The sequence below is a fragment of the Chromohalobacter sp. 296-RDG genome (genome assembly GCF_029889885.1).
Taxonomy (GTDB): domain Bacteria; phylum Pseudomonadota; class Gammaproteobacteria; order Pseudomonadales; family Halomonadaceae; genus Chromohalobacter.
In genome coordinates, this window is sequence record NZ_JARANY010000065.1 from 1 (window position 1) to 11,979 (window position 11,979).

Annotated in this window: 12 protein-coding genes and 1 riboswitch; of the genes, 8 read left to right on the forward strand and 4 right to left on the reverse strand. The window is 63.1% G+C overall.

Going from position 1 to position 11,979, the window contains the following annotated elements:
* Positions 1-25: 25 nt before the first annotated feature.
* From OP495_RS14885 to OP495_RS14915, 8 genes are all read left to right on the forward strand, one after another.
* Complete coding sequence (locus OP495_RS14885) at positions 26-937, forward strand: MBL fold metallo-hydrolase (protein WP_280563173.1); 912 nt, start codon at positions 26-28, stop codon at positions 935-937.
* A 58-nt stretch (positions 938-995) separates the two neighbouring features.
* Positions 996-2,255 carry an FAD/NAD(P)-binding oxidoreductase gene (locus OP495_RS14890; protein ID WP_280570415.1) on the forward strand — a complete coding sequence of 420 codons (1,260 nt, stop codon included), beginning with the start codon at positions 996-998 and terminating at the stop codon, positions 2,253-2,255.
* A 29-nt stretch (positions 2,256-2,284) separates the two neighbouring features.
* Complete coding sequence (locus OP495_RS14895) at positions 2,285-3,502, forward strand: SulP family inorganic anion transporter (RefSeq protein ID WP_348521319.1); 1,218 nt, start codon at positions 2,285-2,287, stop codon at positions 3,500-3,502.
* On the forward strand, positions 3,466-4,059 hold the full coding sequence (locus OP495_RS18820) for an STAS domain-containing protein (RefSeq protein ID WP_348521320.1): 594 nt from the start codon (positions 3,466-3,468) through the stop codon (positions 4,057-4,059). The genes OP495_RS14895 and OP495_RS18820 overlap by 37 nt, the downstream gene beginning before the upstream one ends.
* Before the next feature lie 86 nt (positions 4,060-4,145).
* Positions 4,146-4,565, forward strand: coding sequence for a YeeE/YedE family protein (locus tag OP495_RS14900; protein WP_280563375.1), 420 nt, complete (start codon positions 4,146-4,148; stop codon positions 4,563-4,565).
* A complete protein-coding gene (locus tag OP495_RS14905; protein WP_280570417.1) occupies positions 4,562-4,975 on the forward strand; it encodes a DUF6691 family protein in 414 nt (137 codons plus the stop codon). Before OP495_RS14900 ends, OP495_RS14905 begins: the two co-directional genes overlap by 4 nt.
* Before the next feature lie 14 nt (positions 4,976-4,989).
* Positions 4,990-5,697 carry a response regulator transcription factor gene (locus OP495_RS14910; RefSeq protein WP_280570419.1) on the forward strand — a complete coding sequence of 236 codons (708 nt, stop codon included), beginning with the start codon at positions 4,990-4,992 and terminating at the stop codon, positions 5,695-5,697.
* Entirely contained in the window at positions 5,687-7,009 is a 1,323-nt protein-coding gene (locus OP495_RS14915; RefSeq protein ID WP_280570420.1) for an ATP-binding protein, read from the forward strand. The genes OP495_RS14910 and OP495_RS14915 overlap by 11 nt, the downstream gene beginning before the upstream one ends.
* 25 nt (positions 7,010-7,034) lie before the next feature.
* On the opposite strand, the gene dsbG is transcribed toward OP495_RS14915, so the two are convergent.
* The 4 genes from dsbG to OP495_RS14935 form a co-directional block, all read right to left on the reverse strand.
* On the reverse strand, positions 7,035-7,802 hold the full coding sequence (gene dsbG / locus OP495_RS14920) for a thiol:disulfide interchange protein DsbG (RefSeq protein WP_280570422.1): 768 nt from the start codon (positions 7,800-7,802) through the stop codon (positions 7,035-7,037).
* Positions 7,803-7,897: 95 nt separating this feature from the next.
* Positions 7,898-9,754, reverse strand: a complete 1,857-nt coding sequence (gene dsbD / locus OP495_RS14925; protein WP_280570424.1) for a protein-disulfide reductase DsbD — start codon at positions 9,752-9,754, stop codon at positions 7,898-7,900.
* A gap of 176 nt (positions 9,755-9,930) precedes the next feature.
* Positions 9,931-10,329 (reverse strand): fluoride efflux transporter CrcB, encoded by a 399-nt coding sequence (crcB, locus tag OP495_RS14930; protein ID WP_280570426.1) that lies wholly within the window; start codon positions 10,327-10,329, stop codon positions 9,931-9,933.
* A 103-nt stretch (positions 10,330-10,432) separates the two neighbouring features.
* A riboswitch (Fluoride riboswitch) is annotated at positions 10,433-10,564 on the reverse strand.
* A gap of 30 nt (positions 10,565-10,594) precedes the next feature.
* Positions 10,595-11,979, reverse strand: a 1,385-nt coding sequence (locus OP495_RS14935; protein WP_280570428.1) for an alpha-amylase family glycosyl hydrolase, incomplete at its 5' end; no start/stop codon positions are given.

Below are 11,979 nucleotides of genomic sequence, written 5' to 3' on the forward strand. Positions count from 1 at the left end.
ATGTATGGAGGCGACAGCAGACCAGATGAAAACCTCTGCCTTATCACGCGGCCAAGGCGCTGGCCAGCCGGATGTCGCTGGCTTCTTCGATCCTCGCACGTTCAGCATTCAGTACGTCGTCAGCGATCCCGCCACACGCCGTTGCGCGATCATCGATCCGGTGCTCGACTTTGATGAGAAGTCCGGCGCCACCGCGACTCACCAGGCCGATGAGCTTTTGGCCTATATCGAGCGCGAAGGGCTCGGCGTCGATTGGATTTTGGATACCCATCCGCACGCGGATCACTTTTCCGCTGCGCGCTATCTGCATGACAAGACCGGCGCGCCCACCGCTATCGGCCGGCCGGTGACCCAGGTGCAGGCGCTGTGGAAGGAAATCTACAACTGGTCGGAGCTGAAGGATGACGGTAGCCAATGGGATCATCTGTTCGACGAAGGGGATACCTTCACGTTGGGCGAGATCGATTGCCGGGTGATGCATTCGCCGGGCCATACGCTGGCCTCGATCACCTACGTGATCGGCGATGCCGCCTTCGTTCACGACACCCTGTTTCAGCCCGACTTCGGTACTGCCCGTGCCGACTTTCCCGGCGGAAGCGCTCATCAGCTATGGCATTCGATTCAGGCGATCCTGGCCCTGCCTGACGAGACGCGCCTGTTCACCGGTCACGACTACATGCCCGACGGGCGCGAGCCGCAGTGGGAAAGCACCGTGCGCGAGCAGCGCGAGACCAACAAGCATCGCCTTGACGACAGCAGTGAAGCCGAGTACGTCGAGCTGCGCAACCGCCGCGACAGCGAATTGCCGATGCCGAAACTGATCCTGCACGCGCTGCAGGTCAATATTCTCGGCGGCCGTCTGCCGGAGTCGGAAGCCAACGGTAAGCGCTATTTAAAATTCCCGCTCGACGCCCTGGAGGGGGCCGCGTGGGAGTGAGTAAGTGCGGTCGCCAAGTCGTATCGAGCCGCGCCGAATCAACCAATGGGAGCCAGTCATGTCAGTCACGAATGAATCTAAAGTTGTGAACGACAAACGCCATGACATTGTCATTATCGGCGGCGGGGCGGGGGGTATCGCGGTCGCTGCGAGCCTGCACAAGCGTCGCTCCGGTCTCGATATTGCCATTGTCGAGCCCGCGCAGGATCACTTCTACCAGCCCGGCTGGACGCTGGTCGGCGGTGGCGTGTTCACCCCGGAGCAGACCCGGCGTTCGATGCACTCGGTGATGCCGAGCTTCGTGACCTGGCACCAGACAGCAGCGGAACGGTTGCTGCCGGATTCCCGTCAGGTCGTGTTGGGCAATGGTTCGACGCTCGGCTACCGGGCACTGGTGGTTGCCCCGGGCTTAGAGATCGATTGGCAGGCAATCGACGGTCTCGAGGAGACGCTGGGCAAGAATGGCGTGACGTCGAATTACCGTTTCGATCTGGCGCCCTACACCTGGTCGCTGGTTCAGGCAATGCGAGGTGGCAAGGCACTTTTCACTCAGCCGCCGATGCCGATCAAGTGCGCCGGGGCGCCACAGAAGGCGATGTATCTCTCCTGTCACGAGTGGGAGAAGCAGGGTGTCCTGAACGGCATCGACGTCCATTTCCATAATGCCGGCGGTGTGATGTTCGGCGTCTCGGACTTCGTGCCGGCGCTGGACGAGTACGTTCAGCGTTATGGCATCCACAAGCAATTCCAGCAGAACCTCATCGCTGTGGACGGTTCGGCCCAGAAAGCGCGTTTTCACGTTACGGGCGAGAATGGCAGCGAAGAGATCGAGACCGATTTCGACATGCTTCACGTCGTGCCTCCGCAGCGCGCGCCGCGGCTAGTGCGTGAGTCGCCACTGGCCAATGAGGGTGGCTGGCTGGAACTCGATGCTGAGACGCTGCAGCACACGCGTTTCAGCGATGTCTTTGGTCTAGGCGATGCCAGCGGAACCGGCAACGCCAAGACGGCCGCCGCCGTACGCAAACAGGCGCCGGTGGTGGCGGACAATCTGCTGTCCGCGCTCGATGGCAAGCCGATGCCTTCCGGCTATCTGGGGTACGGTGCCTGCCCCCTGACGGTCGAACGCGGTCGCGTGGTGCTGGCCGAGTTCGGTTACGGTGGCCAGTTGCAGCCGACCTTTCCGTCCTGGATCAACCCGCCCACACGCCCGACCAAGCTCGGCTGGAACATCAAGGCGCAGCAGCTTCCCTTCATCTACTGGAACCTGATGCTCAAAGGCCATGAGTGGCTGGCCAAGCCCCGCTCGCGGACCTGAACGATGTGCCAGGAGCGAAGAGGTCGATCATGAAATACGTGTCGCGGTGGTGCGCTTGGCTACCGATCCTGTCCTGGATACGCGACTATGACCGCCATGCCTTGGCCGGTGACGGTGTGGCGGCAGTGATCGTGACACTGATGCTGATTCCTCAGGCACTGGCCTACGCCATGCTGGCGGGATTACCTCCTGTTGTCGGGTTATACGCCAGCCTCGCTCCGCTTTTGATATACACGCTATTGGGCACCAGCACGACGCTGTCGGTGGGCCCCATGGCAGTGGTGGCGCTGATGACCGCCAGCGCACTCGAGGGGGTGGCGACACCCGGGAGCGGCGAGTATCTGAGTGCGGCACTGACATTGGCCGTCCTCTCCGGCGCGATCCTGATCGTCATGGGCATTGCGCGGCTGGGTTTTCTGGTTAACTTCCTTAGCCATCCGGTGATGACGGGGTTCGTCAGCGCCTCGGGAGTATTGATCGCCGCCAGCCAGCTCAAACATCTGACCGGGGCCGATATCGATGGCGCCACGCTGCCCACTTTGCTGGCAAGTGTGACTGACGCCGTGGGAACGCTCAGCATGCCGACCCTGACGATTGGTGCAACTGCGCTCGGTGTATTGCTGGTGCTTCGCCACTGGGGGCGTGGGGGCCTGCAGCGTATGGGCATGTCGCCCGGCGTGGCGGGATTGATGGTCAAGCTGGTGCCGATTTTCGTCATTGTAGCGGGGAGTCTCGCCGTGATGGAGCTGGGTTGGAATGCCGGTGCGGTCAGTGTCATCGGTGAGATTCCCGTGGGTATGCCGCCGCTGACCTTGCCGAGTTGGGCGCCGGGGCAGTGGCAAACGCTGCTGGGTTCGGCGCTGCTGATCAGCATCGTCGGCTACGTGGAATCGGTATCGGTGGGGCAGGCGCTTGCGGTACGTCGTGGTGAGCGTCTCGACCCGGATCAAGAATTGGTTGCCTTGGGCAGCGCCAACCTGGCGGCGGGTTGCACGGGAGGCATGCCGGTCACCGGCGGTTTCTCGCGCTCTGTGATCAACTTCGACGCAGGGGCCAGAACACCGGCGGCTGGCGCCTTCACCGCCTTGGGCGTGCTGGTGGCGATGATGGCGCTTTCGCCCTGGCTGCATGACCTGCCCATGGCGGTTCTCTCCGCCACCATCGTGGTGGCCGTATTGTCGCTGGTCGATCTCGAGGCCTTCGTGCGGGTATGCGTTATTCCCACAGTGAAGGCGTGGCCATGCTAGTGACGGCGGCGGTGACGCTGGGCGCCGGCGTCGAGTGGGGCATTTCCACCGGTGTCGGCGTGTCGCTGGCGCTGCATCTCTACCGCACCAGTCGCCCTCATAGCGCTGAGGTGGGGCGTATTCCGAGCACCGAGCATTTTCGCAACGTGCATCGGCATGCTGTGGAGACTGACACACGTGTGGTGATACTGCGTATCGACGAAAGCCTGTATTTCGCCAACGTGCGCTATCTCGAGGATCTTGTCACCGAAGTAGTGGGGCGTGCCTCACCGCCGCAGGATCTGGTGCTGGCTTGCCAGGCGGTGAACATTATCGATGCCACGGCCCTGGAGAGTCTCGAGACCCTCAATCGGCGTCTGGTGGAGCGCGGCATTCGTATGCATCTCGCCGAGGTCAAAGGGCCGGTGATGGATCGCTTGCGGACCACCGCGCTGTGTAGCGAACTGAGCGGGCAGATATTCCTGAGTCTCAACGATGCCTGGGTGGCGCTGCACGGGCGCATGCCGGCACCACTATCGTCGCCGTCACGGCATGTACCCCACGATCAGGCGAGTTGACGTAGAGGCGTTTTTTGGATGCAACCAAGGGGAACAGGATTATCGTGGACACGCTGACATGGATCAAAGGGCTCGTCGGGGGCGTCATGATCGGCCTCTCGGCCGTATGGTTGATGGCGTCCTTGGGACGTATTGCGGGCATCAGTGGAATTCTCTCGGGACTTATCTGGGAGCGGCCCAAGGGCGATAGCGCCTGGCGTCTGGCGTTTCTGCTGGGGCTGGTGAGCGGGCCGCTGGTGATCATGCTCGCCGGGGGCGGGCTCGGTAACGTGGCAGGCCGTGCCGAAGCGGTGGTTGGTGTGCCGGCCGGCGGTGTCGGGCTGATGCTGGTGGCCGGATTCCTGGTGGGTTTGGGAACCGGTCTGGGTAGCGGTTGCACCAGCGGCCATGGTGTCTGTGGCCTGGCGCGTCTTTCGCCACGCTCGGCAGCGGCCACGTTGGTCTTTCTGGGCATGGCCATGTTGACGGTGTTCGTATCACGACATCTTGCAGGAGGCGGTGCATGAAAACGTTCATGGGGTATGTCGCCGGACTATTGTTCGGGCTGGGCTTGGCTATCAGTGGCATGACCGACCCTGCCCGGGTGCTGGGTTTCCTCGACGTGGCGGGTGCCTGGGATCCGACGCTGTTATTCGTCCTGGGTGGCGCCGTGGTGACCGCGTTCATCGGCTATCGTCTCGTCTGGCGTCGTGATGCACCGTGGTTTGCCGGATGCTTCACACTGCCCACGCGAGGCGACCTGGATTCGCGGCTGCTGGGCGGTGCGGCGCTTTTCAGCATCGGCTGGGGATTGTCCGGTTACTGTCCCGGACCCGCAGTGGCCTCGCTCGGAGGTGCGAGTGAGCCGTTGGTGGCGCTGCTGGTGTCCATGATCGTCGGCTGGTGGCTGGCCTCGCGCCTCAAGCCGAAGTCTTGAACGAAGAAACCTCCATGCACGTATTGCTCATCGAAGACGACGAACTGGTCGCCACCGGTATCCGTGCGGGACTGGAAAGCCATGGCTGGGCGGTTGATCGCGTGGCGACAATGGCGGCGGCGCGTCATGCGCTGCATACCTTGAGCAGCGATATCGTGGTGCTCGACCGCGGCCTTCAGGACGGCGATGGCCTGTCGCTGGTCGACGAATGGCGCGAGACGGGTCGTACCTTGCCGGTGCTGGTGCTGACCGCGTGGGATGCCGTGCATGATCGAGTAGCGGGACTCAAGGCCGGCGCCGATGATTATCTCGTCAAGCCCTTCGATCTCGACGAGCTGGTCGCGCGACTACACGCGTTGCTGCGGCGCGCGGGCGGCCGCGCGCATCCCCTCATGATGCACGGACCGCTGTGTTTCGATCCCCAGGCGCGCCAAGTGACCTGGGAGGGTCGCCCGGTGGCGCTTTCGAGGCGCGAAATGGTGCTATTGGAAACTTTCTTGCAATCACCGGGCAGCGTCCTGAGTGCGGATCAACTGCGCGATAGCCTCTATGGCCTCGACGATGAGGTAGAGAGCAACGCACTCAACGTCCATATCTACCACTTGCGGCGCAAATTGGTGCCGGCGGTGATCGATACGGTGCGTGGCCTCGGCTATCGTCTCGGTACACAGGATGACCTGGCACGGTCGGGTGCATCATCGGTTGTTCGCAATGAGTCTTAAGGCCCGCTTGCTGGCGATCCTGGGGGTGACGTTGACGGTCACCTGGAGTCTGGCGGCGGCCTGGCTATGGTGGGATCTCAACGACGAGGTGGAACGCACCCTCGATCGCCGCCTCGCGCAGTCGGCGAGCATGGTCGCGGGCCTGATAGCGCGATTGCCTGAGGGTACCTGGGCGGCCGACGAGACACAGCGAGCATCCATCGTGGCGCCGCTCGAAGGCGTCGCTTGCCAAGTAACGTCTGCACAGGGCGAGGTGCTGGCACGCACGCATGCGGACATGGCCGCGATACTCGACGTGAGTCAACCGGGTTACGCGTATCGCCGGCGTGAAGGCGAGGACTGGCGTGTCTATACCCTGATACGCGATGGCGTGACGATCACCACTGCCGACCGTGTGACGGAACGACGTAGCCTGATGCGCGATATTCTGGCGGTGGTGGTCGTGCCCTTCGCGATGGCGCTGGTGATCAGCGGAGGCGTGTTGTGGTGGGGTACTCGGCATGCCTTACGGCCGCTCGAGAGGTGGCGCGAGGCACTGAGTCGCCGTCACCACGACGATCTCTCGCCGGTAGCGGACACCGGGCTACCGCGCGAACTGCGTCCGCTGATCGCAACGCTCAACGAGTTACTGGCACGCATGCGCGCGGCCATTCGTCGCGAACAGCGCTTCACCGATGCCGCTGCCCACGAATTACGTACGCCGTTGACCGCCGTCAAGACGCATCTTCAGGTCGCGCGACGCGTGGAGGGCGATACGATTCTCGAGGCCGTGTCGCATGCTGAGCAGGGCGCCGCGCGCTTGGCCACCACACTCGATCAATTGCTGGCCCTAGCACGTATCGAGGGAGCCAGAGCGCAGCAGGAGACAGGCGGTGCGTCGCTGGCCGATATCGTCCGCAGTGCCGTGCGCGATACGCAAGCGTCTGCTCGTATCGACGTACCGGCCACACTCCCGGATGCGCGCGTGGGAGTGCCGTTGGAACTGGCGGCCACAGCGCTGCGTAATATACTCGACAACGCGCTCAAGCATGGCCCGGCCGAAACGCCCGTGACACTGAACGTGGCTCAAGCAACGCATGAGGCGAGCGCCGCCACATGGGTCGAGCTACGCGTGCACGACCAAGGGCCAGGCGTTCCCGACGCGGCACTTGCCCATGTGACTGAGCGCTTCTGGCGGCGTTCGGCCACTCCGGGCAGCGGTCTGGGGCTAGCGATCACTGCCGCGATTGCAGAACGCGCCGGGGGCGAACTGCAATTTTACCGTCCGCAGTGTGGCGGATTCGAGGTATGCCTGATGTTGCCGCAAGTTTGATATGCGGCGCCTCTGACTCGGATGATCAGGGGCGTGGCGAACCCATGACTGCCCGCATTTTTTCTTCGTCTGGCATTCCTTGTGCGACCTCCAGCTTGCCGTCTCGGCGATAGACGATCGCCGGTGTTCCACGCAGGCCCAACGAGCGCATGAGGGTATTGTTGTCCTGGACCTGCTGCTCGATGTCTGCCGGTTGTGCGGAGGGCTCGGCTTCATCGCCGCGATTGTGTGCCGCGAAAGCCTCGGCGGGATCGTCGGCGCCCAGCAGGGTGGCGGCCTTGGCGGGGCTATCGGATTTGAGCACACCGATCATGATGTGATGCAACTGAACGTCGCCGGCCTCCACCCAGGGACGCGCGGCTTCCCAGAAGCGTTTGCAGTATGGGCAGTTGGGATCGGTGAAGACATACACCGTGCGCTGGGCGGCGCGATCGCCATCGAGGATCCAGTGGCTGTCCTCGAGGCGCTGCCATAAAGCATCGTCTTGAGGCCCCTTGACCAACTCATCGAGCGGCTCGCTGGAGAGATTGTTGCCCTCGGTATCGACGAGGTTGCCGACGATGGCGTGCTGGCCGTTTTGGGTGACATAGATCGCCACCGGCTGGCCTTGTGCGCTGGCAGCGTAGCCGGTGAGGCCATCGGGTGCATCGAAGCGCTCATGTACCGTCAATCCTTGATCGACGAGCGCTTCGACCGGCGCGGGAAGGTCGTCTGGTTGTGCCCAAGCGGAGAAAGTGACCAGTGAGAGGGCAGTGACGAGCCCTAGGCGTGAGCCGCGAAACATCGTGAACATGTGCGTTCTCCTACTGTGGTGAAGTCAGGCGTGACAAGGCGTGTGTCAGGGTGGCTTTCGAGAGTTCTCCGAAATGCGTGTCGACCAGGTGGCCGTCATGCGCTGCCCTTCGTGTCTGCTTGCGTGGCTTCAAGACGCTCCAGGAACGCTTCCGCGCTCACTTCACCCACGATGCGGCTGCCTCGACGTTCGCGGCCATCAGTGCCGTAGAGCATCAGCGTCGGGGGGCCGACCACGCCGAGGGACTGCATGATGGCCTGGTCGGCGGCGTCGTTGTCGGTTACGTCGATACGCAGAAGTTGAACGTCTTCCAGTGCCGCTTGCACGCGTGCATCGCCGAACACTTCTTCCTCGATGACCTCGCAACTGATGCACCAGTCGGCTGTAAATTCCACTAGCGTGCGACGTTGCTGTGCCGACGCTTCTTCGAGACGCGCGTTCAATGCGTCTTGGTCGTCGACCGTCTCGAAGCGCAGCGGCGAGGAAGTCTCGGAGGCATTGGGGGTGCCGCCGCCAGTGAAGCCTGCCAGCGGCTGTAGCGGATCATGCTGTCCACCCGCTGCGCCGACGAGCATCAGGATGCCCCACACGCCGAAGAGCATGGCCAGACTGCGACCTAGTACTCGCAGTGCGTCGCGCAGTGCGTGTGCCGCCGTCCAACTGGCCTGGGCCAGGCCGATGAGCAGGGCGCCCCAGGCGGCCATCTCAAGTGCAGGGGATAGGATGCGTGCCGCGAACCACACCGCCATGCCTAGCAAGACGAAACCGAATATCGCTCGGACTCGGTTCATCCACGGCCCGGGGCGGGGTAGAACGCGCGAGCCCAGTAGTCCCACCGCCAGCAAGGGCGCTCCCATGCCCAGCCCAAGGGCCCAGAGTGCCAGGCCGCCTTGCCAGGCATTGCCGCTTTCGGCGATGTACAGCAACGCGCCGGCCAGGGGCGCGGTCATGCATGGTCCGACCAGCAACGCCGAGAGCACGCCCATGATGGCCGCGCCCTTGAGCCGCCCGCCGCGTTGGCGTTCCAGACGCGCATCGAGCCGGGTGCGCAGGCCTTGGGGCAGCGTCAGTTCGAACACGCCGAACATCGCCAGAGCCAGCAGTACGAAGAGCACGGCGAAGCTGACGATGAAAGCGGGCGCCTGGAAGAGCATCTGCAGGTTGGCGCCGGCCAGCGCCGCCGCGACGCCTAGTGCTGCGTAGGTCGTGGCCATGGGCAATATGTAGGCAAGCGAGAGCACGGCGCCGTCACGCATGCGCGGCCGACCGTCGCGCGTGGCGCCCACGATCAGACTGGAAAGAATCGGCACCATGGGAAGCACGCAGGGCGTGAAGGTCAACAGCACCCCCATGCCGAAGAAGGCCAGCAGCATCCAACCGAACTGAGCGTCGGCGAGCTGGGCCGCGAGGCGTTGATCGTCGGCTTGAGAGGTGCCATCCGAAGGAGTGGGATCGCTGGAAGAAGAGGCGTCTCTCTCGCTTGCCGTGTTCTCGGTCGCGGCCGCGACCTTAGCGGAAGTGTCGCTCGCGCTGTCCGTACCGTTTGTGGCATTCGCCGCGTCGACGGGAGCGAGCGTGTCGGCATCGAAGGTCCGGTGTTGTGGCGGATAACATAGCCCGGCTTCGGCGCAGCCTTGCCAAGTCAGCGTCACCTGATCGGCATCGCCCAGCGCGGCACGCAATGCCACCTGATGATGATAGACCTCCGAGCGGCCGAAATAGTCATCCTCGATGGTCTCGCCCTTCGGCAGGTCGACATCTAGCGGGCCTTCATCGGTCTCCACGCTGAAACGATGCCGGTACAGATAGTACTCGGGGGCGATATCCCATTCGGCGATAAGCGTATCGTCATCGCGTGATACCGACAACGCGAAGGCTCGCTCGGCGGAAAGGAAATCGTCTTGGCTGGCAAACGGCGATTCGGCAAGGGTCGGGGTGGCGAAGACGAGCATGAGCGCGGCCAGACAGGCCGCGAGCCCGTGGCTTAGGGAGCGAAAATGGCATGCTGGCCGACGCGAATCGTGAGTCATGAGAGTCCATTCGGGTGGTGACATGGCGCCTAGCATAACGTTACGGGATTAGCCGAGCATTAAGCGCCGATGCCGGTCGCACGTATAGTGCTGGCCGCTCATTTCAAGACTCCCGTGAGGTGTTTGATGACGCCGAAGGTGGCGATGCCTACGCCGGTCATGACCAAAGAGCCAAGCACGTGCACGGCGATGCCCGACAATGCCATGAGGTAACGCCCGGCCTGGAGGTTGGTGAACATCTCGGCGGAAAAGGTCGAGAAGGTCGTCAGCGCCCCCAGAAAGCCGGTCACCACGAACAGACGCCACTCCGGGGAGAGGTGCGGTAGTTGGGCGAAGACGGCGATAGCCACGCCGATCAGCCAGGCGCCCAGCCAGTTGGCGGCCAGGGTGCCGGGCGGGATCGAGGGGAAGAAGGCGTTGAGCCATATCCCCAACAGCCAGCGTAGATTGGCACCGAGCGCGGCACCGGCGCCGATCGCCACGATGGAAAACCACATGCGTTCAATTCCTCGCAATTGAGAACAATCATCGGGGTGGACGTACGCGGTGGCGAGGCTAAAAGAGATAATCGCGGATACCTGCGCACGACGCACCTCGAGTGCGTTGGCAGGCATCATTAGCGCTGGCGGGAATGCATCGGCGGTGTAACGCCGGGGCCAGGCGGTTTGTCGCGATGGGCGCTTGGTTTTGGGCGCCGATGACGACAGGAGGAATGCCATCTCCGATAATTACTCTACCTAGTGCCGGTCGTGTCGGCAAGCATCAGGCGGTGGGTGTACCGGGTCGTTGTACTAGCCACAGACTGCGATAAGGACGCAGTTCACGCGGGGCCTGTGCATCCCAAGGAGCATCGGCAAGCAGGTCGTACCAGCCGTCTTCGTCGAGATCGGGCAAGGGCAGTGGCTGACGTTTGTCGGTGACGTTGTAGACCGCGAGCAGGCGGCGTCCATTGGCCAATGGTCCTCGCTGCACAGCGAAGAGTGTGGGGGGAGTATCGAGAATGTGCTGTTCGACCTCGGGGTGAAAACAGGGCTCTTGGGCACGCAGCCTGAGGCGCCGCCGCAAGGCCATGAACACCTCGCGTGTGGGGGTGTTGCGGCTATCGAGCAGCTCATCTAATGCTTCTTTCTCCCAGCGCCGGCGGTTGATGGTGCGCAATTGTCCGCTGCGCTCGACACCCCCGTGGTCATTGAGCGTAGCGGTCAGGCAGTGGAAATAGATGCCCGGTACGCCCTGTAGCGCGAGCATCAAATGCTGGCTGCACAGGAAACGTTCCACCTGCCAGGGATCGGCGCCGCGACGTGTACCACGTAGCGCATCGAAGTAGGTGATGTTGACCTCGTAAGGCGTGTCCTTGCCATCGGCGTTGGCCTTCATGCTCACATGCCCGCCGAAGCGATGCATGAGTTCGAGCATGGCGTCGATCTCGTGGGGCGGCAGCAGTCCTTCCAGCGCGCGCACGCCGATCCCGTCATGACTGGCGGTGAAGTTGAAATAGGTGCAGCCGGGCGGCAACGCGGGAAGGCTGCGTGCCCAGGCTTCCAGCGCCGTGGCATCGCCGCTGGTGAGCGTATGCACCAGCAGTGGCGGCAACGTGAACTGATAGATCATGTGCGCTTCATCGGGCTGCGCGGGCGCATCCGACGTGGCGTCGTCGAGGCGCTCGAGGCCGAAGTAGCTCATGTTCTCGCGGTGTGGCACGTTGGTTTCGGTGATCAGCAGTGTGCCGGGGGCGAGGTGGTCGAGCACGGCGCGCAGCAGCCGCACTACGGCATGGGTTTCCGGCAGGTGGATGCACGAGGTGCCGACTTCCTTCCATAGATAGGCGATGGCGTCGAGGCGGATGATGCGTGCCCCCTGTTCCACGTAGTAGAGCATGATGCCGATGAACTCGATGAGCACATCGGGATTGGCGAAGTTGAGATCGATCTGGTCCTCGGAGAATGTCGACCACAGATAGCGTGTCCCGCGGCGCGTGGAAACCGGCACCAGCAGTGGCGAGCTGCGTGGCCGTGTGACCTGCGACAGGTCGGTGCTCGGGTCCATCTCGATGAAATAGTCGCGTCCTGGCTGGGTGCCGGCCAGGTAGTCGACGAACCACAGCGATTCCCGCGAGACGTGATTGATGACCAGATCGACCATCAAGT

Coding starts and splice junctions, on each gene's coding strand:
- dsbD (WP_280570424.1), bottom strand. CDS start 9,754: ATGCTCGTCTTCGCCACCCCGACCCTTGCCGAATCGCCGTTTGCCAGC.
- OP495_RS14905 (WP_280570417.1), top strand. CDS start 4,562: ATGAAAACGTTCATGGGGTATGTCGCCGGACTATTGTTCGGGCTGGGC.
- OP495_RS14900 (WP_280563375.1), top strand. CDS start 4,146: ATGATCGGCCTCTCGGCCGTATGGTTGATGGCGTCCTTGGGACGTATT.
- OP495_RS14895 (WP_348521319.1), top strand. CDS start 2,285: ATGAAATACGTGTCGCGGTGGTGCGCTTGGCTACCGATCCTGTCCTGG.
- dsbG (WP_280570422.1), bottom strand. CDS start 7,802: ATGTTCACGATGTTTCGCGGCTCACGCCTAGGGCTCGTCACTGCCCTC.
- OP495_RS18820 (WP_348521320.1), top strand. CDS start 3,466: ATGCGTTATTCCCACAGTGAAGGCGTGGCCATGCTAGTGACGGCGGCG.
- crcB (WP_280570426.1), bottom strand. CDS start 10,329: ATGTGGTTTTCCATCGTGGCGATCGGCGCCGGTGCCGCGCTCGGTGCC.
- OP495_RS14915 (WP_280570420.1), top strand. CDS start 5,687: ATGAGTCTTAAGGCCCGCTTGCTGGCGATCCTGGGGGTGACGTTGACG.
- OP495_RS14885 (WP_280563173.1), top strand. CDS start 26: ATGAAAACCTCTGCCTTATCACGCGGCCAAGGCGCTGGCCAGCCGGAT.
- OP495_RS14890 (WP_280570415.1), top strand. CDS start 996: ATGTCAGTCACGAATGAATCTAAAGTTGTGAACGACAAACGCCATGAC.
- OP495_RS14910 (WP_280570419.1), top strand. CDS start 4,990: ATGCACGTATTGCTCATCGAAGACGACGAACTGGTCGCCACCGGTATC.